Origin of the sequence: Microlunatus sp. Gsoil 973, from assembly GCF_009707365.1 — a bacterium.
Lineage (GTDB): Bacteria > Actinomycetota > Actinomycetes > Propionibacteriales > Propionibacteriaceae > Microlunatus.
The window spans coordinates 654,327-679,570 of record NZ_CP046122.1 but is presented as its reverse complement, the minus strand read 5'-3'; the positions used below and the strand labels follow the sequence as shown (position 1 = coordinate 679,570).

18 protein-coding genes and 2 pseudogenes are annotated in these 25,244 nt (G+C 67.4%); 9 read left to right on the top strand and 11 right to left on the bottom strand.

Annotated features, from left to right (window positions below):
- Positions 1 to 39 precede the first annotated feature (39 nt).
- Positions 40 to 2,019: an excinuclease ABC subunit UvrC gene (gene uvrC / locus GJV80_RS03120; RefSeq protein WP_154686648.1), complete on the bottom strand. Its 1,980-nt coding sequence runs from the start codon at positions 2,017 to 2,019 to the stop codon at positions 40 to 42.
- Between the two features lie 32 nt (positions 2,020 to 2,051).
- Positions 2,052 to 2,669, bottom strand: coding sequence for an NAD(P)H-dependent oxidoreductase (locus GJV80_RS03115; RefSeq protein ID WP_154686647.1), 618 nt, complete (start codon positions 2,667 to 2,669; stop codon positions 2,052 to 2,054).
- Positions 2,670 to 2,717: 48 nt separating this feature from the next.
- Between GJV80_RS03115 and GJV80_RS03110 the strand changes: the two genes are divergently transcribed.
- Positions 2,718 to 3,374, top strand: coding sequence for a bifunctional 4-hydroxy-2-oxoglutarate aldolase/2-dehydro-3-deoxy-phosphogluconate aldolase (locus tag GJV80_RS03110; RefSeq protein ID WP_154686646.1), 657 nt, complete (start codon positions 2,718 to 2,720; stop codon positions 3,372 to 3,374).
- A 69-nt stretch (positions 3,375 to 3,443) separates the two neighbouring features.
- Here GJV80_RS03110 and GJV80_RS03105 read toward each other — a convergent pair whose 3' ends face one another.
- The 3 genes from GJV80_RS03105 to GJV80_RS03095 all read right to left on the bottom strand — a co-directional run bounded on the left by GJV80_RS03105 (position 3,444) and on the right by GJV80_RS03095 (position 8,133).
- Entirely contained in the window at positions 3,444 to 3,881 is a 438-nt protein-coding gene (locus tag GJV80_RS03105) for a Rieske (2Fe-2S) protein (protein ID WP_154686645.1), read from the bottom strand.
- A 104-nt stretch (positions 3,882 to 3,985) separates the two neighbouring features.
- Positions 3,986 to 7,255: an excinuclease ABC subunit UvrA gene (uvrA, locus tag GJV80_RS03100; RefSeq protein ID WP_154686644.1), complete on the bottom strand. Its 3,270-nt coding sequence runs from the start codon at positions 7,253 to 7,255 to the stop codon at positions 3,986 to 3,988.
- Positions 7,256 to 7,338: 83 nt separating this feature from the next.
- The gene (locus GJV80_RS03095) at positions 7,339 to 8,133 is read right to left on the bottom strand and encodes a class I SAM-dependent methyltransferase (protein WP_195909133.1); all 795 of its coding nucleotides are present in this window, start codon (positions 8,131 to 8,133) and stop codon (positions 7,339 to 7,341) included.
- Positions 8,134 to 8,313: 180 nt separating this feature from the next.
- On the opposite strand from GJV80_RS03095, the gene GJV80_RS03090 reads away from it, so the two are divergent.
- Positions 8,314 to 9,057 carry a maleylpyruvate isomerase family mycothiol-dependent enzyme gene (locus tag GJV80_RS03090; protein ID WP_154686642.1) on the top strand — a complete coding sequence of 248 codons (744 nt, stop codon included), beginning with the start codon at positions 8,314 to 8,316 and terminating at the stop codon, positions 9,055 to 9,057.
- A 13-nt stretch (positions 9,058 to 9,070) separates the two neighbouring features.
- Positions 9,071 to 9,727 (top strand): MBL fold metallo-hydrolase, encoded by a 657-nt coding sequence (locus GJV80_RS03085; RefSeq protein WP_154686641.1) that lies wholly within the window; start codon positions 9,071 to 9,073, stop codon positions 9,725 to 9,727.
- Between the two features lie 28 nt (positions 9,728 to 9,755).
- Here the strand turns inward: GJV80_RS03085 and GJV80_RS03080 are convergent, their stop codons facing one another.
- The 3 genes and pseudogenes from GJV80_RS03080 to GJV80_RS03070 form a co-directional block, all read right to left on the bottom strand.
- Positions 9,756 to 11,981, bottom strand: a complete 2,226-nt coding sequence (locus GJV80_RS03080) for a GxGYxYP domain-containing protein (protein WP_154686640.1) — start codon at positions 11,979 to 11,981, stop codon at positions 9,756 to 9,758.
- A 106-nt stretch (positions 11,982 to 12,087) separates the two neighbouring features.
- Positions 12,088 to 13,389: an MFS transporter gene (locus GJV80_RS03075; RefSeq protein WP_195909132.1), complete on the bottom strand. Its 1,302-nt coding sequence runs from the start codon at positions 13,387 to 13,389 to the stop codon at positions 12,088 to 12,090.
- A 48-nt stretch (positions 13,390 to 13,437) separates the two neighbouring features.
- A pseudogene (locus tag GJV80_RS03070) lies at positions 13,438 to 14,440 on the bottom strand (TerC family protein).
- 421 nt (positions 14,441 to 14,861) lie between these two features.
- Between GJV80_RS03070 and GJV80_RS03065 the strand changes: the two are divergent.
- The 5 genes and pseudogenes from GJV80_RS03065 (at position 14,862) to GJV80_RS03050 (ending at position 20,361) form a co-directional block, all read left to right on the top strand.
- On the top strand, positions 14,862 to 15,782 hold the full coding sequence (locus GJV80_RS03065; RefSeq protein ID WP_230208082.1) for an ABC transporter permease: 921 nt from the start codon (positions 14,862 to 14,864) through the stop codon (positions 15,780 to 15,782).
- Positions 15,779 to 16,486, top strand: a pseudogene (locus GJV80_RS23580) (ABC transporter permease); the annotation flags it as partial. The gene GJV80_RS03065 and the pseudogene GJV80_RS23580, both read left to right, overlap by 4 nt.
- A gap of 106 nt (positions 16,487 to 16,592) precedes the next feature.
- Entirely contained in the window at positions 16,593 to 16,829 is a 237-nt protein-coding gene (locus GJV80_RS23575; protein ID WP_230208081.1) for an ABC transporter permease subunit, read from the top strand.
- Positions 16,830 to 16,911: 82 nt separating this feature from the next.
- Entirely contained in the window at positions 16,912 to 18,585 is a 1,674-nt protein-coding gene (locus GJV80_RS03055; protein WP_154686638.1) for an ABC transporter substrate-binding protein, read from the top strand.
- A gap of 69 nt (positions 18,586 to 18,654) precedes the next feature.
- Positions 18,655 to 20,361 carry an ABC transporter ATP-binding protein gene (locus tag GJV80_RS03050; protein WP_230208080.1) on the top strand — a complete coding sequence of 569 codons (1,707 nt, stop codon included), beginning with the start codon at positions 18,655 to 18,657 and terminating at the stop codon, positions 20,359 to 20,361.
- Between the two features lie 71 nt (positions 20,362 to 20,432).
- Here GJV80_RS03050 and uvrB read toward each other — a convergent pair whose 3' ends face one another.
- Positions 20,433 to 22,544 carry an excinuclease ABC subunit UvrB gene (uvrB, locus tag GJV80_RS03045; protein ID WP_154686637.1) on the bottom strand — a complete coding sequence of 704 codons (2,112 nt, stop codon included), beginning with the start codon at positions 22,542 to 22,544 and terminating at the stop codon, positions 20,433 to 20,435.
- Positions 22,545 to 22,745: 201 nt separating this feature from the next.
- Positions 22,746 to 23,441 carry a hypothetical protein gene (locus tag GJV80_RS03040; RefSeq protein ID WP_154686636.1) on the bottom strand — a complete coding sequence of 232 codons (696 nt, stop codon included), beginning with the start codon at positions 23,439 to 23,441 and terminating at the stop codon, positions 22,746 to 22,748.
- Positions 23,442 to 23,558: 117 nt separating this feature from the next.
- Here GJV80_RS03040 and GJV80_RS03035 point away from each other — a divergent pair, with 117 nt between their 5' ends.
- Complete coding sequence (locus GJV80_RS03035) at positions 23,559 to 23,879, top strand: hypothetical protein (RefSeq protein WP_154686635.1); 321 nt, start codon at positions 23,559 to 23,561, stop codon at positions 23,877 to 23,879.
- On the opposite strand, the gene GJV80_RS03030 is transcribed toward GJV80_RS03035, so the two are convergent.
- A complete protein-coding gene (locus GJV80_RS03030) occupies positions 23,870 to 25,198 on the bottom strand; it encodes a PrsW family intramembrane metalloprotease (protein WP_195909131.1) in 1,329 nt (442 codons plus the stop codon). The genes GJV80_RS03035 and GJV80_RS03030 overlap by 10 nt on opposite strands.
- Between the last annotated feature and the right edge of the window lie 46 nt (positions 25,199 to 25,244).

Below are 25,244 nucleotides of genomic sequence, written 5' to 3'. Positions count from 1 at the left end.
GCCGGGCAGGCTGAGGTGGTTTCGGATCGGGCGCCTGGCTCACTCGAGGATCTCACCGGTCGCGGTGTTGACGGCCTCGGCCTTCGGCTTCTGGTCGAGTGCCGCCTTGACCGACAGGGCGGTCCGCTCACCGAATCCCGGAACGGCTGCGATGTCGGAGACTCTTGCCTCCCGCAGCTTCTTCAGCGAGCCGAAATGTGCCAGCAGCGCCTTCCGACGGACCTCGCCAAGCCCGGGCACCTCGTCCAGCAGCGACTCGACCATCGACTTGCTCCGGCGGGACCGATGGTGGGTGATCGCGAACCGGTGCGCCTCGTCGCGCACCCGTTGCAGCAGGTAGAGGCCCTCCGACGTCCGGGGCAGGATCAGCGGATCCTCCTCGTCGGGCAGCCACACCTCCTCCAACCGTTTGGCCAGCCCGCAGAGCGCGACATCCTTGACGCCCAGCTCCTCCATGGCCGCCTCGGCCGCCGCGACCTGCGGCGGGCCGCCGTCGACCACAACCAACGAGGGTGCGTAGGCGAACTTCTTCGGTGCTCCGGTGGTCGGATCGATCAGCAGCGGACCCTCGCCCGCGGCGGCGTCACCGGGAGCCTGCATCGACTTCTGGTCGTCCAACAGCCGCCGGAACCTGCGGGTGATCACCTCGTGCATCGCCGCGACATCGTTCTGCCCGTCGACCCCGCGGATCACGAACCGGCGGTACTCGCTCTTGCGCGGCAGTCCGTCCTCGAATACCACCATCGAGGCGACCACCTCGGTGCCTTGGAGATTGGAGATGTCGTAGCACTCGATCCGCAGCGGCGGGGACGGCAGCTCCAGGGCATTCTGAATCTCCTCCAGCGCACGATTGCGAGTGGACAGGTCCTGAGCTCGTACGGTCTTGTGCCTGACCAGGGCGTCCCGGGCGTTCTTGGCGACCGTGTCCATCAGCACCCGCTTGTCCCCGCGCTGTGGGACCCGGATCTCGACGTTGCTGCCACGGATCTCGCTGAGCAGCTCGGTCAGCGAATCCTTCGACGGCGGCAGGGCGGGGACCAGGATCTCCCGCGGGACGGCCTGCTGGTCGGGATCGTCGGTGTCGACCTCGGAGTACAGCTGCAGCAGGAACTGCTCCACCAGGTCGCCGGTGTCGCCCTCGTCGGCCCGGTCGGCCACCCAGCCCCGTTCGCCGCGGACCCGGCCCTTGCGGACGTGGAAGATCTGCACCGCGACCTCGAGCGGATCCTCGGCCAGAGCGATGACGTCGGCGTCGGTGCCGTCCCGGAACGCGATCGCGTTCTTCTCCATCGCCCGGTTCAGGGCGCCGAGGTCGTCGCGCAGCCGGGCGGCCTTCTCGAATTCGAGGTTGTCGCTGGCCTGCTGCATCTCGCGCTTGATCCGTCGCTCGACGGGCGCGGTGTTGCCGGCGATGAAGTGGCAGAAGTCGTCGACGATCGCCCGGTGATCCTCGGCGCTGATCCGGCCGACGCAGGGAGCCGAGCACTTGCCGATGTAGCCGAGCAGGCAGGGGCGGCCGACCTGCTGGGCGTTGCGGAAGACGCCCCGGGAGCAGGAACGCATCGGAAAGACCCGGAGCAGCAGGTCGACGGTCTCCCGGATGGCCCAGGCGTGGGCGTACGGACCGAAGTAGCGATTGCCCTTGCGTTTGGCGCCGCGGCCGACGTGCACCCGGGGGAACTCCTCGGAGTAGGTGACGGCCAGCCAGGGATAGGTCTTGTCGTCGCGGTACTTGATGTTGAAGCGCGGGTCGTACTGCTTGATCCAGGCGTACTCGAGGGCCAGCGCCTCGACCTCGGTCTGCACCACCGTCCACTGCACTTTGGCCGCGGTGTGCACCATCGCGTACGTCCGGGGCAGCAGATTGCCCGGGTCGGCGAAATAGGAGTTCAACCGGGACCGGAGATTCTTGGCCTTGCCGACATAGACGACCCGTCCGGTCTCGTCGCTGAAGCGGTAGACCCCGGGGTTCTCGGGGATCGAGCCCGGCTTCGGGCGATAACTCTGCGGATCTGCCACGTCCCCAAGACTAGGAGGCCGGTCCGACGGTGCTACCGGGCGGCGCCGCAGACCCAGGCCGCGGCCCGTTCGGTGGCGTTCCGCCACCGGGCGAACTGCTGGTCGTCGGCGGTTGCGGTGCCGCGGAAGGTCAGCCGCTCGAACAGCGGTGATCCGAGGTAGGGGCCGAGTTGATCGCGCCACAGCATGCCGAGCGCGTCGGACTCCGGTGTCGGCGCGCCCGGCTGTTCGCTGGTGTTGATCACCAGGGCGCGTTGCAGCACCGGCGCCGGTTCCTTGGCCGCCGACAGCAGGACCCGGTCGAGCCAACCGGTGAGCATTGCGGGCGGCTTGCCCAGCCAGTCCGGATGGATGACCACCAACGCCTTGGATTCGGCCAACTCCCGCTGGTGCCGCTGCACCAGAGGGTCCGGGGCGACCGTGACCCGGCCGCGGACCTGCTCGGAACTGGTTCCGCGCGACCACACCTCATCGACCGGCTGCTCGTCCTGGGTGAGCACCGGATCGAAGGACTCGGCGTAGAGATCATGGAAGTGTTGCCGAACTCCGGTCTGACCGATGACCGACCGCACCCGGCCGGCGAGTTCATGATCGAAGCCGGCCGGACGCGGGTGCGCCAGCACGATCATGACCGGAGAGAGAACGCTCACGGACGAGAGCGTAACGCTGCACCGCCCGGCCCCGATACGCTGACGATCATGACCGAAGCCTTCGCCACTCTCCCCCGATCCCTGCGCGCCGTCGGCGTCGCCGGTGTCATCGCCGTCCTGCGGGCACCGACCTCCGAGGCTGCGGTGGCAGCAGCCGAGGCACTGATCGCGGGTGGGGTGACAGCGATCGAGGTCACCTACAGCACGCCCGGCGCGGCGGCGGCCATCGCCCAGATCCGGCAGGAGTTCCCCGACGCGGTGGTCGGCGCCGGCACGTTGACCCGGCGACCCCAGGTGAGTGAGGCGGCGACGGCCGGGGCGCAGTTCCTGGTCAGCCCGGGTACGGCGCCGGAACTCGTCCGCTTCATGGCCGACACCGGTGTACCGACGTTGAGCGGCGCGCTGACCCCGACGGAGCTGATGGCGGCCCGGGAACTCGGGGTGGCGGGGATCAAGATCTTCCCCGGTTCGCTGGTCGGCCCGAGCTACCTGAAGGCCCTCCGCGGACCGTTCCCCGACGTCCCGCTGATGCCGACCGGCGGTGTATCCCCCGACAACCTCGGTGAGTGGATCGCCGCCGGCGCGTTCGCCGTGGGCGCCGGAGGCGAGCTGTGCTCCACCCAGGACATGGTCGAGCAGCGCTGGGACGTGATCACCGAGAAGGCGCGTCGCTTCAGCCGGGCCCTGGCTACCGCGCGTTCCTGACCGCCATCGATCCGGCTCGTCCTCGGCCCGCCCCGTCCTCGGCCCGCCCCGTTCGACCGACCCGGCGGGTCAGCTCGAGACGTCGAGGTTGGCGCCGTCCACGCTGAGTTTGGCCGCGGTCAGCGGCCGGTTGGCCGGCCCCCGTTTTACCGTCCCGTCGATGTTGAACTCGCTGCCGTGGCAGTTGCACATGATCGTGTCGCCGCGGAGGTCGGTGATCGGGCAACCCTGATGGGTGCAGATGTTGCTGAACGCCTTGTAGTTGTTCGCGCTCGGCTGGGTGACGATGAAGCCGTCCTTGATCACCCCGCTACGCACCGGCACATCGGACTTGGCGATGGTGAGCGGTCCCGACGGCGTCGGGGTATCACCGCCCGAGGCCGAGCCGGAGCCCGAGCAGGCGGCCAGCACAGCGGCGCTGCCGCCGCCCAGTGCCACGAGTCCGACGGATCGGAAGAGGTCGCGACGGGAACCGGTGGCGGACACCTTGAGGAATGCGTCGATCATGGGGTGACTCCAGTCGTCGGGTCGGCAGATCGTCGGCGGAAACGGCTGACAGAACGGATAACGCGTGTGCCGGAGGAATGGTTCACCGGCGGATGAGATCCGTCTCAGGCAGCCGAGTCGCGCCTGCCGTTGACCCTCGCGGCTGTCTTTCCGGCAGATGTCGCCGTCTTTGCCGAGGACTTCGTGGCCGTCTTCGTCGCCGTCTTCGCCGAGGACTTGACGGCATTCTTCGCCGGTGCCTTGTTGGCCGCGCTCTTGGAGGCCGCGCTCTTGCTGGCTGCAGTCTCCTTGATGGCTGTCTTGTTGGCTGCTGTCTTGTTGGCTGCTGTCTTCTTGGCTGCTGTCTCCTTGGCTGCTGTCTCCTTGGCCGCTGTCTCCTTGGCCGCAGTCTTCTTGGCTGAAGTCTTCTTGGAGGCTGCCTTCTTGGTAGTCGCCCGCTGCGGCGGCGCATCGGCGACCGCCTTGCCGGATGGCCGCTCGCCGTCGCCGGTCATCCCGAGCAGGTCCGGCTGGACCGGACCGACCGGGATGTCGTGGCCGTCGAGGATCTCCTTGAGGAACAGTCCGGTGTACGACCCAGGCGACTGGGCGATCGTCTCCGGCGTGCCGGTGGCGATCACCGTACCGCCCCGGGAGCCTCCCTCCGGTCCCATGTCGATCAGGTGATCGGCGGTCTTGATCACGTCCAGGTTGTGCTCGATCACTACAACGGTGTTGCCGGCATCGACCAGTCGGCCGAGCACTCCGAGGAGCTTGCGGATGTCCTCGAAATGCAGGCCCGTCGTCGGCTCGTCCAGGACGTACATGGTGCGTCCCGTCGATCGCTTCTGCAGCTCGCTGGCGAGCTTGACCCGCTGCGCCTCACCGCCGGACAACGTCGGCGCCGGCTGCCCGAGTCGGACGTAACCCAGGCCGACCTCGTTGAGCGTCCGCAGGTGGCGGGCGATCGCCGGGATGGCGGCGAAGAACTCGGCCGCCTCCTCGATCGGCATGTCCAGGACCTCGGCTATCGTCCTGCCCTTGTAGTGCACCTCGAGGGTCTCCCGGTTGTACCGGGCACCGTGACACACCTCGCACGGAACATAGACATCCGGCAGGAAGTTCATCTCGATCTTGATTGTGCCGTCGCCCATGCAATTCTCGCAGCGGCCGCCCTTGACATTGAAGGAGAACCTGCCCGGCTGGTAGCCGCGCACCTTCGCCTCAGGAGTCTCGGCGAACAGCTTTCGCATGTGATCGAAGACCCCGGTGTAGGTGGCCGGGTTCGACCGCGGCGTCCGGCCGATCGGCGACTGGTCGACGTGGATGATCTTGTCGATGTGTTCCATGCCGCTGATCGACCGGTGCTTCCCGGGAACCGCCCGGGCGTTGTAGATCTGCTTGGCCAACGCGGTGTAAAGGATGCTGTTGACCAGGGTGGACTTGCCGGAGCCGGACACACCGGTGACCGCGATCAGCTGGCCGAGCGGGAAGTCGACGTCGATGTTCTGCAGATTGTGCTCTGCCGCGCCCCGGACGGTGACCACCCGACCGTCGCCGGGTCGCCGGCTGACCGGCAACGGAATCTGCTTCCGTCCCGACAGGTAGGCGCCGGTCAGCGACTCCTTGCTGTTCAGCAGGTCGTCGACGGTGCCGGAGACGACCACGTGGCCGCCGTGCTCCCCCGCACCCGGCCCGATGTCGACGGTCCAGTCCGCGGTCCTGATGGTGTCCTCGTCGTGTTCGACCACGATCAGGGTGTTGCCGATGTCGCGCAACCGGAGCAGGGTCTCGATCAGCCGCCGGTTGTCCCGCTGGTGCAACCCGATGGACGGCTCGTCCAGGACGTAGAGCACACCGGCCAGTCCGGAGCCGATCTGGGTGGCCAGCCGGATGCGCTGGGCCTCTCCGCCGGACAGGCTCCCGGTCGGGCGATTCAGCGACAGGTAGTCCAGGCCGACGTCGAGCAGGAAGCGGAGCCGCTCGTTGATCTCCTTGAGCACCCGCTCGGCGATCTGCTTCTCGCGGGGGCTCAGCTGCAGCTCGGCCAGGAACTCCGCGGCCCGGTCGATCGACATCGCCGACACCTCGGCGATGTTCCTGCCGCCCACGGTGACCGCGAGGGACGTCGGTTTCAGCCGGGCGCCCTTGCACGCCCGACACGGCACCTCACGCATGTACCCGGCGAACCGCTCCCGGGACGTGTCGGTCTCGGCCTCGGCATGGCGCCGCTCGACATAGGAGACCACGCCCTCGAAGCGGGCGTTGTACGAGCGCTCCCTGCCGTACCGATTCTTGTAGCTGACGTGCACCTGGCCGTCGACGCCGTTCAACAGCAGCTTCTTGGCCCGCGCGGGCAGTTCCCGCCACGGCACGAAGGTGCTGAACTTCTCGCTCTTGGCCAAGGCGGCGATCAACCGGTCGAAGTAGTCGGCGACGTGCACGCTGGCCCAGGGGGCCAGCGCACCCTCGTCGAGGCTCTTGTCCGGATCGGGCACGACCAGATCCGGATCGACCTCCATTCGGGTGCCGATGCCGGAACACTCGGGGCACGCGCCCCACGGCGCGTTGAAGGAGAACTGTCGGGGCTCCAGCTCATCGATCGAGATGTCGTGCCCGTTCGGGCAGGCCATCTTCTCCGAGTAGCCGCGCTCCCGCCCGGGGTCCTTCGGATCAAGATCGACGAAGTCGATCGACACCACCCCGTTCGCCAGCGCCAGTGCCGTCTCGATCGAGTCGGTCAGCCGCTGTTTCGCCGACGGTTTGGTCGCCAGCCGGTCGACGATGACGTCGATGTTGTGCTTCTTCTGCTTGTCCAGGGTCGGTGGGCTGGTCACCTGGTGCACCTCGCCGTCCACCCGGACCCTGCTGAACCCGCCGGTGGCCAACTGCCGGAACAGGTCGACGTACTCACCCTTGCGGCCCCGGACCACCGGCGCCAGCACCTGGAATCGGGTGCCCTCCTCAAGTTCCAGCAGCCGGTCGACGATCTGCTGCGGTGACTGCCGGCTGATCGGCTCGCCGCACACCGGGCAGTGCGGATGTCCCGCCCGCGCGTAGAGCAGCCGGAGGTAGTCGTACACCTCGGTGATGGTGCCGACCGTCGATCGCGGGTTGCGGCTGGTCGACTTCTGGTCGATGGAGACGGCGGGTGACAGACCTTCGATGAAGTCGACGTCGGGCTTGTCCATCTGCCCAAGGAACTGGCGGGCGTACGCCGACAGGGACTCGACATAGCGTCGCTGACCCTCGGCGAAGATGGTGTCGAACGCCAGGCTCGACTTCCCCGATCCGGACAGACCGGTGAACACGATCAGCGCATCCCGGGGTAGTTCGAGCGACACGTCGCGAAGATTGTGCTCGCGGGCGCCGCGGATGATGAGTCGATCTGTCACGTCCGGGAGTCTAGGACGCGCCACCGACAATAGCCTCGTCGTCATCCCGCCCGGTCTGTGCGACGGGTGCCGGGCAACGGTGCTCAGAAGCGGTAGCGGACCAGCCGCAGGCTGTCGCGCATGGTCCGGAACCTGCTCAGCAGACGGAACTGGGTGCGATATCCGCGGTTGGGAATCCGGTCGAAGTCGTGGATCACCGCAACGACGTCGAGGAGGGTGAGCCGGGGGTTCCAGCGTTCGAGCTCGTGAGGGTCGCCGAGGGTCCAGCGGAAGAGTCTTGTCATCCGAGCCGTCGGACCAGCGACGCCGTCGAAGATCAGTTCACCGCTGGTCAGCCGGTCGGTGAGTTCGGTCGTCAGCCGGCGGACATCGTCCGGCGCGAGGTACGGCAGCACTCCCTCGGCGAGTATCAGGGTCGGGCGGTCCGCCGGTATCTCCGCCAGCCAACCCGGGTCGCTCGCCGACGAGCCGATCAGGCGGTATCCGGCACGGGCCGGATAGACCTGGCGGCGCAGTTCGATGACGTCGGGGAAGTCCAGGTCGTACCAGTTGACCGTCTCGGGCACGTCGAGTCGGAAGGCGCGGCTGTCCAGGCCGCAGCCCAGCTGCACGACGGACCCGTCGGGATGCAGATCCAGGAAGTCCTGGGTCCAGTCATCAAGCCGCCGTGCGCGGAGCAACGGCGGGAACCTCCCCGACGAACCGAGCTTCGCCGTCCGTACGGCTCTGCGGTTGGCGCGGCCGATCCGGTCGAGAACTCCGGCCGCCCAGGCGTCGCCGACGATGGGAGCCGCAGACCGTTGATCGAGCGCCCGGTAGTACAAGGTGTACAGCAGGGTCGCCCGGACACCGCTGAGCTGATCTGGTTGCGCGTCCATCATGGCTCCTGCTGCGGGTGAGCTCCTGACCGATGGAGGAACACGAAAGGAGTGAATAAGGACCTGCCGGACTCAGGTTAGTCTCGATCGTGATCATCGTCCGCGGCTGTTCCGTGGAGTTCCGCGGCGCGCTGTGATCGGCCGGCGCGGTGAGCCGGCCGGAAGGGATAGCGTTGGACCATGACTCCCCAGCCGGCTGCCGACCAGTCCTCGACGACCGCCGACCCGATCGCCGCGGTGCGCGCCCTGCTTGCCGCGGCGAACCGCCGGCTGTTGGGTGACACCATCGCCGTCGAGGACGACAGCTGGCACGCCGCATCACGACTGCCGGGCTGGACCCGCGCCCATGTCGCAACGCACCTGGCCCGGCATGCCGAGGCGTTCGCACGGCTCGCCAACTGGGCACATACCGGCGCCGAACAGCAGATGTACCCCGACAACCGTGACGCTGCGATCGAGGCAGGTGCCGGCCGCGACGGGTTGGCGATCCAGACCGACCTGGACACCACCGCGGGTCTGCTGGCTCAGGAGTTCGACGCAGTCGCCGACGCCGGTGCCTGGCAGGCTGTTGTCCGGCTGCGTGACGGTCGCGACGTACGGGCCGGGCAGCTTCCCGCCGGTCGACTGGCCGAGGTGATCATCCATCATGTTGATCTTGACCTCGGGATGACCGTCGACGACATCGACGTGCCGACCGCGGAGGCCGTCCTTGACTGGTGTGCCTTCCGACAGGCCGGACGATCGGGCTACCCGCCGCTGACCGTGGTCGCCGAATCCGGCAGGACCTACGACTTCGGTCCCAGGCGCGGCGGCGAACCGGTGGTGATCAACGGTCCGGCGAACAGGCTGCTCGGCTGGGTCACCTGCCGGTCCGGCTCCGAAGGCCTGGACGGCCCGATACCGGAGCTACCGAGCTTCGGCTGAATCAGGAGGATCGATGCCAGGACTGGGACATGTCGAACCCGGCGGTGGACCGCTGGTCCAGCAGCTCTCCGCCGCGTTGACCATGATCAAACTGTCGGTGGGTCCGATGGACAACAATGCCTACCTGCTGCAGACCCGCACCGGGCCGTCGTTGTTGATCGATGCCGCCAACGATGCCGACCGGATCGCTGCGCTCGCCGACCCGGCGCCGGAGATGATCATCACCACCCACCGACACGGTGATCATTGGCAGGCGCTCGGTGATCTTGCCGGCCGCTGGCACCCGCAACTGTACGCGGGCCGACCGGACGCCCAGGCGATCGCCGAAGGAGCCGGCGTCAGTGACATCCAGGGCGTCTGGGACGGTGATCAACTCAAACTGGGCGAGGAGTACGTCGAGATCATCGGTCTGGTCGGCCACACTCCGGGGTCGGTCGTGGTGATCTATCGCGGCGACGTCACCCACCTGTTCACCGGTGACGGGTTGTTCCCCGGTGGAGTAGGCAAGACGACGTCGGAGCAGAGCTTCCGGTCGCTGATCGACGATGTCGAGAGCAAGATCTTCAACATCTACGACGACGACACGGTGATCCATCCCGGTCACGGTGACGACACGACCGTCGGCCGGGAACGACCCCACCTGGAGCAGTGGCGCGCTCGCGGTTGGTGATCATCCTCGCGCGCCACTGCTCCGAATCTCAGCCCCTCCGGGTGGCCCGGGAGGTCGCGCCGGCAGACGGTGACCGCACCGCGCCCGGCAGTCGGCGGGTTGTCATCTCTGCAGCCTGGGGTTGGGCCTGGCCGGCGTTCCGCAACAGCTCGAAGAACGTGTCGGCCATCACGATCCGGTAGCGGTCGTCGGCGTCCAGCAGCGCGCCGAGCCCGACGATGTCGGTGGGTGTCCAACTCCACGCACCGATCCCGGCGGCGATGAAGAACGGGGTGCTGCCGTCCCAGTCACCGGCGTGATCGTCCAGCGCTGCCTTGAAATCGGCCGGCCCGCCGGGAGGCGAGAAGTTGGCGATCACCGGAAGATCGCCGGTCGCCTCGATCCCACCCCGCCCGGAGGATTTGATGATGCCGCGGAGCCTGGTGTGCTCCCGATAGGCCTGCAGCACCTTGTCGCTGAACGGAGCCGACCCGTCTCCGTTGCTGTAGGCATACACCAGATCGAGTCCGGTCAGCTCCAGGTACTTCTCGGTCAGCTCGGCGAAATCGACGAAGCTGTCATCCGGCCAGGACGGCCCGTAGGTGTACCCGGCGCCGGACGGACCGCAGATCAGCAGATCATTGTCGGTGGCCGTCCGCTGGAAGTAGCGGTAGATCGCCGGACCGGTGTCGGCCAGCACCGGGTCGATCGTCCAGTTGGTCGGTACCTTGCCCCGGTCGGGGTTGTCCCAGAGGTCGCGGAGACGGCGCTGGCAGTACTGGATGTTGTCACCCTCGCCAAAGGTCAGGGTGATGTAGATCTTGTTCTGCTGGGCCGCCGGGCGCGGCTTCCTGATCTTGGTCGAGATCGCGGTCCGGACGCCGCCATGGACGGTGCCGTTCATGTAGAAGTCGGCTGCGAACACTTCTCCGCGATGCTGGGACGCGATGTCCACACCGCCCCATTCGCCGGCGACGTCGTTGGAGAACCATCCGAGGTACGGCGTCGTGGTGACCGCCGACTTGTCGAAGATCTCCCCCATCAGGGTGCCCGGATCACCGTTCGGGTCGAGCCAGAACAGCATGGCACGGGTGGCCACCACGTAGTCCCGGAAGTAGGGGAAGGGTTCGACCCGGGTGGGTGCCGTGTCGGTCGCCGACACCAGGTACTGGTTCCAGATGTCGACCGTGACGGTCAGGCTGGTAGTACCGGACGGCGGCTGGAACCGGTAGATGAAGTAGTTGCCGCCGTCGGCGAACCGGTTCTGGTCGCCGCCGATGGACGAGTTGCCGGAGAACAGGAAGGGCTCCTCGGCAGCGGTGCCGGGAGTGAAGTCGGCGATCACTGTGCCGTCCGCCTTCGCTGTCAGGTGCCCGACCGAGGCACCCCAGCCGTCGTTGGTGAACGCGTCGGCGAAACGGAGGAATACGGCGTCCGCGCCGAGCTCCGGACTGAGGTCCCAGGTCAGCGTCGCCCGGTTCGACGAGTCCCGGATCTGCTCGGTCTCGCGGGCGATCTCCCGCCACGTCACGCCCTTGACGTCGACGACCCGGGTCGGTGAGAGCCCGGTCAGCAGTCGGTGATCGCAGCGGGGCCAGAGATGATCGACCTGCCATTGGTAGATCTGCACCTTGTCCAGACCGGCGAACCGTCCGCGCAGGTCGTCGATGATCTTGAAACCGTACGCCTCGGCCTGCTCGGCGGTGGCCACCACCGAATCCTCGAGCCCGGCCAGTGTCGTCGCGACGTTGATCGTGTCCGGCGCCTCCGGGTCGTAGACGATGGCGCCGCGCACACGGGACCGGTACCTGCCGACCAGCTCCAGTGCGTCGTCGTGCACCGTGACCCGGCTCGGGTCGAAACCGTCCAGCCAGCGTTGATCGGCCGTGTTCTCGCCGGGATCGTAGTTGAAGTAGAGCTCGGGCTTGGTGCGGTTGACGATCCCCTGCAAGGTGGTGAGCAGCAGTTGGTCCTCACCGGAAAGCTCGGCGACCGTCGCTGCCTGCAGGTGACCCGGCTCGGCGAATGACGGCAGCAGGTGGCCGGGCTTCCAGTTGACTCCGGACGGACGGCCCGAGGGCGCTGCTGCGGCGGGAAGCGCCGGGCCGAGGACGCCGGACGCGACGCCCGTCGATGCGCCGGCCAGGCCGGCGATGACCAGGCCGTTGGTGGTGAGGAATCTTCTGCGGGTCACCCGGTGCGCTGGGGCCCGGGTCGAATCTGGGCGGGCGGGATTTGGGGTGGAATGCTCGCGGGGGTCGAGCGGTGGTGCCATGACAGCCTCCGTTTGGGGGTGACGACGATGTCGCTCCGGACGGTAGTGAGCAAGACCCCTGTTCCGCCACGATCGCGGCGAAATTTCTCGCGATGTCAGATGCCGACTATTCGGCCGTCGCGTCAGCGGCGGCGGGCGCCGGCGTCGACATCAGCCGGGCCCAGCGGGATTGCCCGGCCAGCGCGGACAGACAGCAGAGAGCGACCCCGGCGGCGGCTCCGACGAAGGACCAGAACAGGCCGTAGGAGTCGATCACCACTCCGGCGACCGCCGTCCCGGCGGCGGCGCCGACCTGGTTGACCGAGGACAGCATCGACTGCGCCTCGTTCAACCGGTTCGACGGGGTCAGGTGGTCGAGCAGTCCTTGCTGCATGATCAGCGACGGGGCGATCGTCAGTCCGGTGCCGAACAGCATCGGCAGCAACAGCCACAGGTGTGGGTGGTCGGCGCCGACGGCGGCAGCGATGCCGGTCAACAGGATGGCGAAGGCGCCGACGGTGATCGGCAGCGCACGTCGTTCCTCGAGGGCCCAGTTGCGGGCGCCGTACACCAGTCCGCCGACCGCGCTGCCACCGGCGATCGCTGTGAACAGGATGCCCACCTTGTCGTTGCCGCCGAGGATCCGGTTGGCGGTGCCCGCCATCGAGGTGTCCAGCTGGCCGAAACCGACGCTCAGCATCAGCATCACCAGCAGCACCGAGGCGACACCCGGCACGGTGAGCGCCGACCGGTGGTGGCGGGCCTGCAGCGCCGCGTGCTGGTCGTTCGGCTGATGGCCGGCGTGCCCGCCGCTGGAGTGGCGGGCGGCATCGGTCCGGCAGTAGGCGATGCCGCCGAACGCCATGCATCCGGCCGCGACGAGCACCGCGACGACCGGCCCGGTCAGCGCCAGGATCGCCGACAGGAGCAGCGGACCGACAACGAAGAGCAGTTCGACTGCCGTTGCGTCGAGTGCGAAGGCCACCCGGCGCGATGCCGGATCGGGAAAGATCACCCGCCACGCGGACCGGATGGCCGCACTCATCGGCGGGAACGACAGACCGGCGGCGGCGGCCAGGGCGATCAGAACCGGCATCGAGGCGCCCCCGACGGTGGCGATCGCGTCCGCCGCCAACAGCAGCGAGCTGAACAGCGAAGTCAGCAGCAGGGTCCGGGGTTGGCCGGCCCGGTCCATCGCCCGGCCCCAGATCGGCGACCCGACCGCGATCCCGATGGCGAACGCGCCGGTGACAACGCCGGCGATGCCGTACGCGCCCCGCTCCGACTGCACGAGAAGGAGCAGACCGAGCGGGGCCATGGAGATCGACAGCCTGGCGATGAGCGCCGAGAAGAACGGGACGGCGGCGGGCCGATGGCGCAACAACCGGACGTACGCCTTCGGCCCGGTTCCCAGATCAGGTGACAGCATCTCGGAGATGATCATCGCACCGCCGGCCGGGGCGGTGTGTGTCGGATCTCACCCCTCGGCCGGCGGCACCGGTTGCGGGGTCCGAGCGTCCCGGGAGGACCGGATCAGGCTGGCGACCGTGGTGACCGCCAGCGTGGCGATGATCACGGTCAGCGACAACCAGATCGGCACGTCCAGTGAGAACGGGATGTTCAGCTTCTCGTCCAGGTGGTACTCGTGCATCGCGTGGAAGACGAGTTTGACGCCGATGAACGCCAGGATCACCGACAGGCCCAGGGACAGGTAGACCAGCCGCTTCAGCAGCCCACCGATCAGGGAAGTAGAGCTGGCGCAACCCCATCAGCGCGAACACGTTCGCGGTGAAGACCAGATACGGCTCCTGGGTCAGTCCGTAGATCGCCGGTATCGAATCGAGGGCGAACAACAGGTCGGTGCTGCCCAGGGCGATGATCACGAACAGCATCGGAGTGATCAGTCGCCGCCCGCCCTCGCGGACGGTCAACCGGGTGCCGTGGAACTCCTCCGTCGACGGGACGCGGCGCCTGACCCAGCGGATCAGCGGATTGTCGGGAGTCGCGCCGTCATCGTCGTGACTCCGGTAGTCGATGACCAGCCTGATCGCGGTGTAGATCAGGAACGCGCCGAAGATGAAGAAGATCCAGGTGAAGAGGTTGATCAGGCCGGCGCCAAGGCCGATGAAGATGCCGCGGAACGCCAGGGCGAGCAGGATGCCGACCATCAACGCGTACTGCTGCAGCTGGCGCGGCACCTGCAGCTTGGTCAGGATGATCACGAAGATGAACAGATTGTCGATGCTGAGGCTGTACTCGGTCAGCCAGCCGGCGAAGAACTCACCGGCATAGCGACCGCCGGCGAACAGCCAGACCCCGATGCCGAAGAGCACGGCGAGCGCGACGAAGACGCCGATCAGCGTCCCCGCCTCCTTCATCGACGGTTCGTGGGGTCGACGGCCGATCACGAACAGGTCGATGCCGAGTACCAACACCATGGCGGCGATGGTGATCAGCCAGGTCGAGACAGAAATGTCCACGTATGTCCTCCGAGACGTCAGTGCGTACCACAGTTATCTCGGAGGTCTCTTCCGCCGAACCGGATCGCTCGACCCTGTCCGACCGACGGCACCGGGCGCCCGGTGACCGGGCGTGCAGCCGGCCGGCTGCCCGTGATGACGATGCCAAAGCGAAGGAATACTCCCCTCCGTCACCCATTGTTCCAGCCCGATGCGCAGTCAGCCCAATCGGCGCGTCATCCGGGCCGCGAAACGCGCCGATTCGCGCCGCGGGCCACTGTTTTCCTACTCTTACGCCCTGGAATCGGCTGCGCATCCCAGCACGTGACAGCATCGGCATCGCAACCGCCGGCCATGCAAGAGTTGGCTGTCCGGATCCGGACGAACCGGAGCCGGCACAGCCGCGACGGACGTGACACGACAGATCGGGAGGGACGGGTAGGTGACGACTGCCGCAGTCGAGGCGAGAGTCGGCCAAGGGCCGCTGCTCCGGCGGTTGATGCGTGACTCCTCGGTCACCGTCGGCGGAGCGGTCATCCTGCTCTTCGTGCTCGCCGCGATCTTCGCACCCGCGCTGGCTGCGCTGGAGGGCCAGGATCCGTACACCTACCACCTGGACACGCTCGGCCCGGACACCGCGCCGACCGGGTTCGGTGGTGGGATCAGTTCCGATCACTGGTTCGGCGTCGAACCGTTGACCGGCCGGGACATGTTCGCCATCGTCGTCTACGGCGCCCGGACCTCGCTGCTGGTCGGCGTGGCCGCAACCGTCGTCTCGGTCCTGCTCGGGGTCCTGATCGGGATCGTCGCCGGCTACTTCGGCGGCTGGACGGACCGGATCATCAGCCGGGTGACCGACGTCGTCTTCGGCTTCCCCGGCCTGATCTTCATGATCACCCTTGGCGCTGTGGTGCCCGACACGTTTCCGAAGCCGATCCTGTTGATCATCGTGATCGGATTCTTCGGCTGGCCGTCGATCGCCCGAGTGATCCGTGGCCAGACGCTGACCCTGCGGGAGCGCAACTACGTGGTCGCCGCGCGGGCGTCCGGCGCGGGGTCCGGACACATCCTGTTCAGTCAGTTGTTGCCGAACCTGGTGGCAACGATCATCGTCTTCGCCACCATCTCGATACCGGGCAAGATCGGCGCCGAGGCCGCCCTGTCGTTCCTCGGTGTCGGGGTGCCACCGCCCACTCCGGCATGGGGCCGGTCGATCGGCGAGGCGATCAACTGGATCTCGGTCGACCCGATGTTCCTGGTCGTCCCCGGAGGCGCATTGTTCCTGATCACGCTGGCCTTCAACCTGTTCGGGGACGGACTGCGCGATGTACTGGATCCTCGTACGGTCGGGGGCCGGGCATGACCGCGGTCGACGCGGCGGTGACCCGCGACCGGGGCCGTCGGGCACTGGCCTATCTCCGGTTCCTGGCCGGACGGTTCGGCGGCATGGTGCTGGTCCTGTTGATCATCGCGCTGATCAGTTACCTGATCTTCTACGTCCTGCCGTCGGATCCGGCCCGGTTGTCCTGTGGCCGGCCGTGCACCGCGGACCGGCTGGCCGAGGCGCGCGCGTTCATGGGCTACGACCAGTCCTGGTGGCGGCAGTTCCTGGCCTATCTGGTCGGCATCGTCGCGGGACGGACCTTCGGCAGCGGTCCGGCGGCGATCACCTGCAGTGCGCCCTGTTTCGGCTACTCGTTCCGGCTGAACGAGCCGGTCACCGACCTGATCCTGCAGCGCATCCCGGTCACCTTCTCCATCGCCATCGGTGCGGCCGTGTTGTGGCTGATCCTCGGCGTCTCGACCGGTGTCGTCTCCGCACTGCGCCGGGGCTCGCTGATCGACCGGAGCCTGATGACGATCTCGATCGCCGGAGTCTCGGCGCCGGCCTATCTTGCCGGTCTGCTGGGGATCTTCATCTTCGGATTCCGGCTGAACATGGTGCCGGTCAGCGGTTACATACCGCTGACCCAGAGTCCGGTCGACTGGCTGTGGCACCTGGTCCTGCCGTGGATCGTGCTGGCCCTGCTGAACGCCGCCGTCTACACCCGGCTGACCCGTGGCCAGATGCTCGAGGTGATGAGCGAGGACTACATCCGCACGGCGCGGGCCAAGGGGGCTGAGCGAACGGCGCACCATCGGACGGCACGCGCTGCGCAACGTCCTCATTCCCGTGGCGACCGTCTTCGGCCTCGACCTCGGCAGTCTGCTCGGCGGTGTGGTGATCACCGAGAAGGTGTTCTCGATGCAGGGGCTCGGGTCGCTGCTGCTGGACGCGGTGGGCAACCTTGACCTGCAGGTGCTGGTCGGGGTGACGCTCTTCTCGGCGTTCCTGATCATTGTCGCCAACTTCGTCGTCGACATCAGTTACGGCCTGCTCGACCCGCGGATCAAGGCGGTGACCCGATGATCGTTCCGGGCGTCGCCGGCTCCTCCGCCCACTCACCTGAATTCCCTGTCATGTCATTGCTCGTGTTCGGAAAGGTTGATCTATGAGACGCCGTCTCGCCGTCAGCGCAGCCGCAGCCGCGGCCGCCATCGTCATCGCCGGGTGCAACGCCAACCCGTCGACCCCAAGCAACAACAGCTCGGCCCCGGCCGCCAAGGGCGGCACGCTGAACATCCTGTCCTCGGGCACCGAGATGAACTTCGACCCGGCGACCAGTCAGAGCCTGGCGATCACCTCGAACGGTCTGGTGAACCGGCGGCTCACCGCCTGGCAGAACGGTCCGGGCAAGCCGGCCACCGTTGTACCCGATCTGGCCACCGACACCGGCAAGTCCTCCGAGGGCGGCAAGACCTGGACCTTCCACCTGAAGTCCGGCCTGCAGTTCAACGACGGGACGCCGATCACCAGTGAGGCGATCAAGTACGGCATCGAGCGGTCGTTCGCCCCCGAACTGTCCGGCGGCCTGAGCTATCACAAGGGGTTGCTGGTCGGTGGGGAGAGCTACAAGGGTCCGTACAGCGGCAAGGACCTCGCCTCGATCGAGACTCCCGACGACAGCACGATCGTCTTCAAACTCAAGGTCCCGTACGGCGACTGGCCGTGGATCGTGTCCATGCCGGCCTTCGCCCCGGTGGAGAAGTCCAAGGACACCAAACCCGCCGAGTACGGCCAGCATCCGGCCGCGTCCGGGCCCTACATGGTGGAGTCCTACCAGCAGGGTGTCGCGATGACCCTGACCCGCAACCCGCACTGGGAGCAGAGCACCGACCAGGTCCGCGTCGGTGGACCGGACAAGATCATCTTCAAGCTCGGCCAGGACGACACCGTCGCCGCGCAGACGTTGATCAGCGACAACGGCGATGCGAGGAACTCCTTCGGCGCCGATTTCGTCCCGGCCGCTCAGCTGGCTCAGGCGCGGAACAACCCGCAGGTCGCCTCCCGGCTGGTCACCTCCCAGCCGGGTGCGGTGAACTTCGTCGCGATGAACACCCAGCGCGGTGCGCTCAAGGACGTCAAGATCCGGCAGGCTCTGGAATACGCGATCGACCGGAAGGCGTTCATCGCCGCCTCCGGTGGGGCGATCTCCGGCTCACCGGCGACGACCCTGATCACCCCGGGCATCGCCGGGCGGCAGGAGTACGACCTCTACCCGGCCGGTGAGGACGGCGACGTTGCGAAGGCCAAGCAGTTGCTGGCGGCCGCCGGCCACGCGCATGATCTGAAGTTCACGCTGATCACCTCCAACGACTCGATGGCCACGGCGCAGGCGCAGGCCGTCGAACAAGGACTCGAGCGGGCCGGGGTGAAGATCACGCTGCTGCCGTTGGACTCCAACGCGGTGGCCGAGCGTGTGACCCAGGGCAAGGGCGATTACGACATGTACCTGGGCAGCTGGCAGCCCGACTTCCCCAGCGCGAACGCCAACATCCAGCCGCTGTACGACTCCAGCCAGATCGGCAACGGCGGTTACAACACCTCCCGCTATGACAATCCTGCGGTGGACAAGGCGATCGAGCAGGCCACCGGTGAGGTGGACCAGGCCAAGGCCGAGCAGGATTGGGCGGCGATCGACAAGCAGATCATGCAGGATGCGCCGGTGATCCCCGTCAGCTATGCCAAGAACTCGTTCCTGCACGGCTCCAACGTGCAGAACTTCTTCATCGGCGCCTTCCCGGCCTACCCCAACTACCTGAAGGTGACGCTGAAGCAGCAGTAGACGTCATCGACAAGATCAACGAGACAAGATCAACGAGACAAGATCAACAGTGCAGGAGGGGGTGATCCGGTGGTCGAACCGGTGCTGTCCATCGCCGATCTCCGGATCGCCTTCGCCGGTCCGGAAGCCGACAGCCCGGCGCAGGAGGTGGTGCACGGGGTCAGCCTCGACGTGATGCCGGGCCGGGTGCTCGGCCTGGTCGGGGAATCGGGATCGGGCAAGAGTGTCACTGCGATGTCGGTGCTCGGCCTGCTGCCGCGGTCCGCCCGGGTCAGCGGCAGCATCCGGCTTGCCGGGGACGAGTTGGTCGGGGCGCCGGTCGAGCGGCTGCGGCGGGCCCGCGGCGGCCAGGTCGGAACGATCTTCCAGGAACCGATGAGCGCACTGAATCCGGTCTTCCGGATCGGTGACCAGATCGCCGAGGCGATCCGGGAACATCACCCGCAAACCGGTCGCCAGGCGGCGCTCCGCCGGGTGATCGAGTTGCTGGGCATGGTCGAGGTCGCCGATCCGGCCCGGATCGCGGCGTCCTATCCGCATGAGTTGTCCGGTGGACAACTGCAGCGGGCGATGATCGCGATGGCGATCAGCAACGACCCGTTGGCGTTGATCGCCGACGAGCCGACCACTGCCCTGGACGTCACGGTGCAGGCGCAGATCCTGGCCCTGATCCGGGATCTGAAGGACCGGCTCGGCACGGCGGTGTTGTTGATCACCCACGACATGGGCGTTGTGGCCGATGTGGCCGATGACGTCTCGGTGATGAAGGACGGGGAGATCGTCGAATCGGCGCCGGCGGAGGTGCTCTACCGGCGGCCGCAGGCCGAGTACACCCGTCGGCTGCTGGCTGCGGTCCCCCGGCTGGAATCGCTGGTGATCTCCGAGGATGGCTCCGACGATGGCCGTCGGCCGGCTGCTGACAATCCCAGGGCACCTGATCCCGATGCGCCGGCCGCCGAGATCACCCGTCTGGACATCAGATACCACGGGCGCGGGTTGGGCGCCGGCCTACTGGCGTGTCACGACGTGACCTTGACCATCGGTCGCGGTGAGACGGTCGGTCTGGTCGGTGAGTCCGGCTCCGGCAAGTCGACGGTCGGCCGGGCACTGGCGGGGCTGATCTCGCCCGCTGCCGGAACCGTACGGATCGACGGCATCGACATCTCCCGGCTGCGTGGCCGGGCACTGCGGCAGCTGCGGACCCGGATCGGAATGGTCTTCCAGGATCCGGCGTCCAGCCTGAACCCGCGGCACACCGTCGGCCGCAGCATCGGTGAACCGTTGCGGTTGCACTCCGACCTGGATCCGGCCGCCCGCCGCCGGGAGGTCGCGCGGTTGCTGGACGCGGTGCAGCTCGGCTCGGTACTCGCCGCACGGTATCCCCACGAGCTGTCCGGCGGCCAGCGGCAGCGGGTCGCCATCGCCCGGGCGCTGTCCATGCGGCCGTCGTTGTTGATCGCGGACGAACCGACCAGCGCGCTGGATGTGTCGGTGCAGGACCAGATCCTGAACCTGATCAGGGACCTGCGCGCCGAACTGGGTTTCGCCTGCCTGTTCATCAGCCACGACCTGGCAGTCGTCGGCGAGCTGACCTCCCGGGTGGCGGTCATGCGGCGCGGCGAGATCGTCGAGACGGGGCCGTCGCGTGCGGTGCTGCATCATCCGCGGGACGCGTACACCCAGCGGCTGCTCGCTGCGGTGCCGGTGCCCGATCCGCAGCAGCAGTCCGAGCGGCGCAGGCAGTGGCTCGAACTCCAGCAGGCGCCGGTCGCCTGATCGCCGGCGCGGACCGGGCCAGGGATTCGATCAGCTAACGGATCACCGGTTCATGACAGTTGGGTGACTGACTAACGGTTGGCTTCGACCATCTGCCGCAACTCGCGCTTCAGGTCGGAGATCTCGTCACGCAACCGGGCCGCCACCTCGAACTGCAGGTCTGCGGCGGCGGTGTGCATCTGTTCGGTGAGCTCCTGCACCAGATCGGCGAGATCACCAGCAGGCATGCCGGCGATCTTGCGGGCCTGTTCGGTGACGCTGTCGGCACCGAGCCGCGGCGTCGGCGACCGGCGTTCCTTGCCGGCCCGCTTGCCCATCGAGGTGCCCGCCAGCATGTCGTTGGTGTCGACGTCCTCGCGGGCCAGCATGTCGGTGATGTCGGCGATCTTCTTGCGCAACGGGGTCGGATCGATCCCGTTCGCCTTGTTGTAGGCCAATTGCTTGTCGCGGCGCCGGTTGGTCTCGTCGATCGCTGCAGCCATCGAGGGCGTGATCTTGTCCGCGTACATGTGCACCTGGCCGGACACGTTCCGGGCGGCGCGGCCGATGGTCTGGATCAGGCTCTTGTCGCTGCGCAGGAAGCCTTCCTTGTCGGCGTCCAGGATGGAGACCAGGGACACCTCGGGCAGGTCGAGACCCTCGCGCAGCAGGTTGATGCCGACGAGGACGTCGTACTCCCCCATCCGCAGCTGCCGGAGCAACTCGATCCGGCGCAGGGTGTCGACCTCGGAGTGCAGGTAACGGGTGCGGATGCCGTTCTCCAGCAGGTAGTCGGTGAGATCCTCGGACATCTTCTTGGTCAGGGTGGTGACCAGTACCCGTTCGTCCCGTTCGGCCCGGGCGCGGATCTCGCCGATCAGGTCGTCGATCTGCCCCTGGGTCGGTTTGATGATCACCTCGGGATCGATCAGTCCGGTCGGCCGGATGATTTGCTCGACGACTCCGCGGGACCGGGCCAGCTCGTAGTTGCCCGGCGTCGCCGACAGGTAGATAGTCTGCCCGATGCGTTCGACGAACTCCTCGAAACGCAGTGGCCGGTTGTCCACGGCCGACGGGAGCCGGAACCCGTGGTCGACCAGGGTCCGCTTCCGCGACACGTCGCCCTCGTACATCCCGCCGATCTGCGGGATGCTGACGTGCGACTCGTCGACGACCAGCACGAAATCCTCGGGGAAGTAGTCGAGCAGACAGTTCGGCGGCTCCCCCGGTGAGCGGCCGTCCAGGTGCATCGAGTAGTTCTCGATGCCGGAGCAGGTGCCGATCTGTCGCATCATCTCGATGTCGTACGTCGTCCGCATCCGCAGCCGCTGCGCCTCCAGCAGCTTGTTCTCACCCTCGAGCTCGGCCAGCCGGTGCTCCAACTCCGCCTCGATGCCCTTGATCGCACGCTCCATGGTGTCGGCACCGGCGGAGTAGTGGCTGGCCGGCATCAGGATGGCTTCCTCGTCCTCGGAGAGGATCTCGCCGGTCAGCGGGTGCATCACCATCAACCGCTCGATCTCGTCACCGAAGAACTCGACCCGGACGGCCATCTCCTCGTACTTGGGGAACACCTCGAGGGTGTCACCACGGACCCGGAAGGTGCCGCGCGCGCCCGACAGGTCGTTGCGGGTGTACTGGATGTCCACCAACTGGCGGAGCAGATGGTCGCGGTCGATCTCCTGACCGACCTTGAGCATGATCGCCTGCCGCAGATACTCCGCCGCAGAACCAAGACCGTAGATCGCCGAGACGGTGGCGACGACGATGGTGTCCCGCCGGGTCAGCAGAGAATTGGTCGCCGAGTGCCGCAGCCGCTCGACCTCCTCGTTCAGCGAGGAGTCCTTCTCGATGTAGGTGTCGGTCTGCGGGATGTACGCCTCGGGCTGGTAGTAGTCGTAGTAGGAGACGAAGTACTCCACCGCGTTCTTGGGGAAGAACTGCCGCAGCTCGTTGGCGAACTGCGCGGCCAGGGTCTTGTTCGGCTGCATCACCAGCATCGGTCGTTGCAGCCGCTCGGCAAGCCAGGCGACTGTCGCGGTCTTACCGGTACCCGTCGCGCCGAGCAGGACGACGTCCTGCTCGCCCGCATTCAGCCGCCGTTCGAGGTCGTCGATGGCCGCCGGCTGGTCACCCGACGGGGCGAAGTCACTCTCCATCCGGAACGGGTGCACAGTGCGCTGAAGCTCTTCGACAGGACGCATGTCGCCAGCGTATGTCGCGCCACTGACAGTCTCATACTGGCGATCTCATACTGGCGATCTCATACTGTCCGCTTCCTGCTGCTGCCGCCAGGCGGGCGCTCGCAATAGCCAGTCCCAGGTGGACGACCCCCCTGGACCCCCGGAGGGGTCGGGTTGCCCTACCGGCTCGCTCGGTGGCTGCTCCGCGGGCTCGGCAACCACTTACTCCAGGCTTGCCCAGACGGAGACGGTCATGTTGCCGAAGTCGTGGCTGAGCTGGGCGGTGTCGCTGGACTCTCCGAACATCACGGTCGTCAGCGCGGTCATGCCGTCGTCGCGGACCGCGGCCGCGGAGGCGACGCCCATGACCGAGGATCCCTGGCTGTCCGACACGGCGCACTGCATCTGTGCCTGTGCGGCGGTCAGGTCGTCGACACCGGTTTCGACGTCCTTGGCTGGAGACTTGCGGGTGTCCGCGCAGTCCTTGGCCAACTGGTCGAACCAGGTGTCAAGGACCTGACTAGGGTCGGTCCCCTTGTCCAGCTGGATGCACTGGGCCTGGAACACATCGCCGTCGGTGTTGGCCACCGAGGCGAGTCCGTGATCGGCCTTGACGGTCTTCTTGTGCCAGCCTTTGGACGGCTTCAGCTTGCAGTCGCCGAAGGTGAGCGTGCCCGACGTACTGCCGCTGCCCGAGCCACCGGTGTTGCCGCCGGTCGTGCTGCCACTGGTCGGCGCGTCGGATTCGTCGTTGCCGGGTTCACTCGGCCGCGGTTGCGGCGCGTGCGCCGTCGGCGTGCCGGTGCCGGGGCTGATCGGAGCGCTGGCTTCGGTGCTGGTGTTGTTCGTCAGGACGCCGATGATCACGCCGACGATCACCAGGAACGCCACCGACCCCGCGACGATGCCGAGGATCATCGCGGTGCTGCGCCGTCTCCGCGGCCCCTGCCCACCGGCCCGGCCGCCGCCGTATCCTCCGTATCCTCCGTAGCCGCCGCCCTGGCCACCCGGTTGCGGGCGTGGTGGTTGGCCGGGTTGTTGGGCGCCCCAGCCCTGCTGCTGCCCGTACGGCTGCTGCCCGTACGGCTGTTGCGGCTGCCCGTACGGCTGTTGCGGCTGCCCGTACGGCTGTTGCGGCTGCCCGTACGGTTGCTGCGGCTGCCCGTACGGTTGCTGCGGTTGCTGCGGGCCGCCGTACTGCCAGGAGCCCTGCTGTGCCGGTTGCCACGGTTGGCCGGGTTGGCCGGGTTGGCCGGGTTGACCGGGTTGACCGGGTTGACCGGGTTGCTGACCGGGTTGCTGACCGGGTTGGGGCCGACCCGACTGCTGGTCCCAGGGACCGGTACTCATTCCTGACCCTCCTGATCGGTTCCCGTTCGGTTGCCGCGGCCCGGCTTGGGTGGTGTCGGCTGGGAGGACGGATGCGGTTCGGGCGCGCCGGGTGCCAGCATGGCCGGTGCCGGCCCGGAGGACTGGCCCGGTGGAGGTCCGGCTGTCGCCGAGGGTGGTGCCGAGCCGACCGCAGCCGGTTCCACATGACTCCGCGGCCCGATCCGCACGGCGGTTCCGCAGGCATTGCAGAAGGCCGCTCCGGCGACCAATGGCATCTCACACACCGCGCAGAACTGCAGCTCCCCGGCCGCACCGATCGCTGCATCGCTCCGGGCTGCCGCCTCCAGCGCTGCCTCCATCAGGCCGGTGTGCAACACGTTGCGCACCCGAAGGATGAGGGCGCCGAGAATGATCACGCCCCACAGCAGGGTAAGGATGACACCCTTCGACCCGCTCAGATAGGAGAACAGGTAGGCGCCGGCGGCGTAGGCGATGTTGGCCAGCACCGCCTCGGCGAAGCCGCGCGCGTAACGCAGCGTGAACCCGTCGTAGCCGCGCCCCAGACCGGAGAACTCTGCGGCCGCGATGCCGGCCGCGGTGCCCATGATCAACGGCTTGACCAGACCCTCGAGGAAGATCAACGCAACCCAGGTCGCCGGATCCTCATTGCTGCCCAGCCCGCCGAACAGAGCAGCGGAATGCCGTACCAGGGTGTCGAACGTCGAGTATGCGACACCGGAGATCACACCGAAGGTCAGACCGTCCATCAGATCGTCGAACTTCGGGCGACTGGCCAGGTAGACCGGTCCGAGCTGGGTCAGCACCTGAGCGATGATCGGCACCGCGATCACCGCGAGCAGGAACCCCGACAGTCCCGGCCCGGTCGCCGTACCGCCGCCGAAGACCGGGGGCTCGGCCACGGCCGGCCGGAACCGGGTCCAGCCGATCGTGAAGGCCAGCGCCAGAACGCCGGTCAGCAGGAAGGCCGCAACCGTCACCAGGACCGGCTCGTCCTCCCAGAGGTTCACGTCGTAGAGATAGACGATGTAGACGATCGGAATGGTGAAGGCGGCGACCAGGATCGCGACCGGCAGCGCGCCGAAGATGGCGGCCACCAGAGCGACCACGATGCCGATCCCGAGCGCGATCCGATAGGTCTGCGGCCGCTGTCCCGCGCCGCGCGGCATGATCGTCGAGATCAGGTTGAAGGAGGCGACCGGCTCGTCCGGCTTGACGGCGAACGACTTCCGCCGGCTGGTGTCGCCGCTGCGCAGGTCCAGTCCACAGACCTGGCAGAAGTACGCGACATCGGGTGTCTGCGCACCACACCGTTGACAGCTCACGGGCACCTCCTGGCAATCGTGGGTACCCGACCAGACCGATCCGGCA

Coding starts and splice junctions, on each gene's coding strand:
- uvrB (WP_154686637.1), bottom strand. CDS start 22,544: ATGCGTCCTGTCGAAGAGCTTCAGCGCACTGTGCACCCGTTCCGGATG.
- GJV80_RS03110 (WP_154686646.1), top strand. CDS start 2,718: ATGACCGAAGCCTTCGCCACTCTCCCCCGATCCCTGCGCGCCGTCGGC.
- GJV80_RS03105 (WP_154686645.1), bottom strand. CDS start 3,881: ATGATCGACGCATTCCTCAAGGTGTCCGCCACCGGTTCCCGTCGCGAC.
- GJV80_RS03085 (WP_154686641.1), top strand. CDS start 9,071: ATGCCAGGACTGGGACATGTCGAACCCGGCGGTGGACCGCTGGTCCAG.
- GJV80_RS03040 (WP_154686636.1), bottom strand. CDS start 23,441: ATGATCCTCGGCATCGTCGCGGGGTCGGTGGCGTTCCTGGTGATCGTC.
- GJV80_RS03095 (WP_195909133.1), bottom strand. CDS start 8,133: ATGGACGCGCAACCAGATCAGCTCAGCGGTGTCCGGGCGACCCTGCTG.
- GJV80_RS03080 (WP_154686640.1), bottom strand. CDS start 11,981: ATGGCACCACCGCTCGACCCCCGCGAGCATTCCACCCCAAATCCCGCC.
- GJV80_RS03090 (WP_154686642.1), top strand. CDS start 8,314: ATGACTCCCCAGCCGGCTGCCGACCAGTCCTCGACGACCGCCGACCCG.
- GJV80_RS03075 (WP_195909132.1), bottom strand. CDS start 13,389: ATGCTGTCACCTGATCTGGGAACCGGGCCGAAGGCGTACGTCCGGTTG.
- GJV80_RS03055 (WP_154686638.1), top strand. CDS start 16,912: ATGAGACGCCGTCTCGCCGTCAGCGCAGCCGCAGCCGCGGCCGCCATC.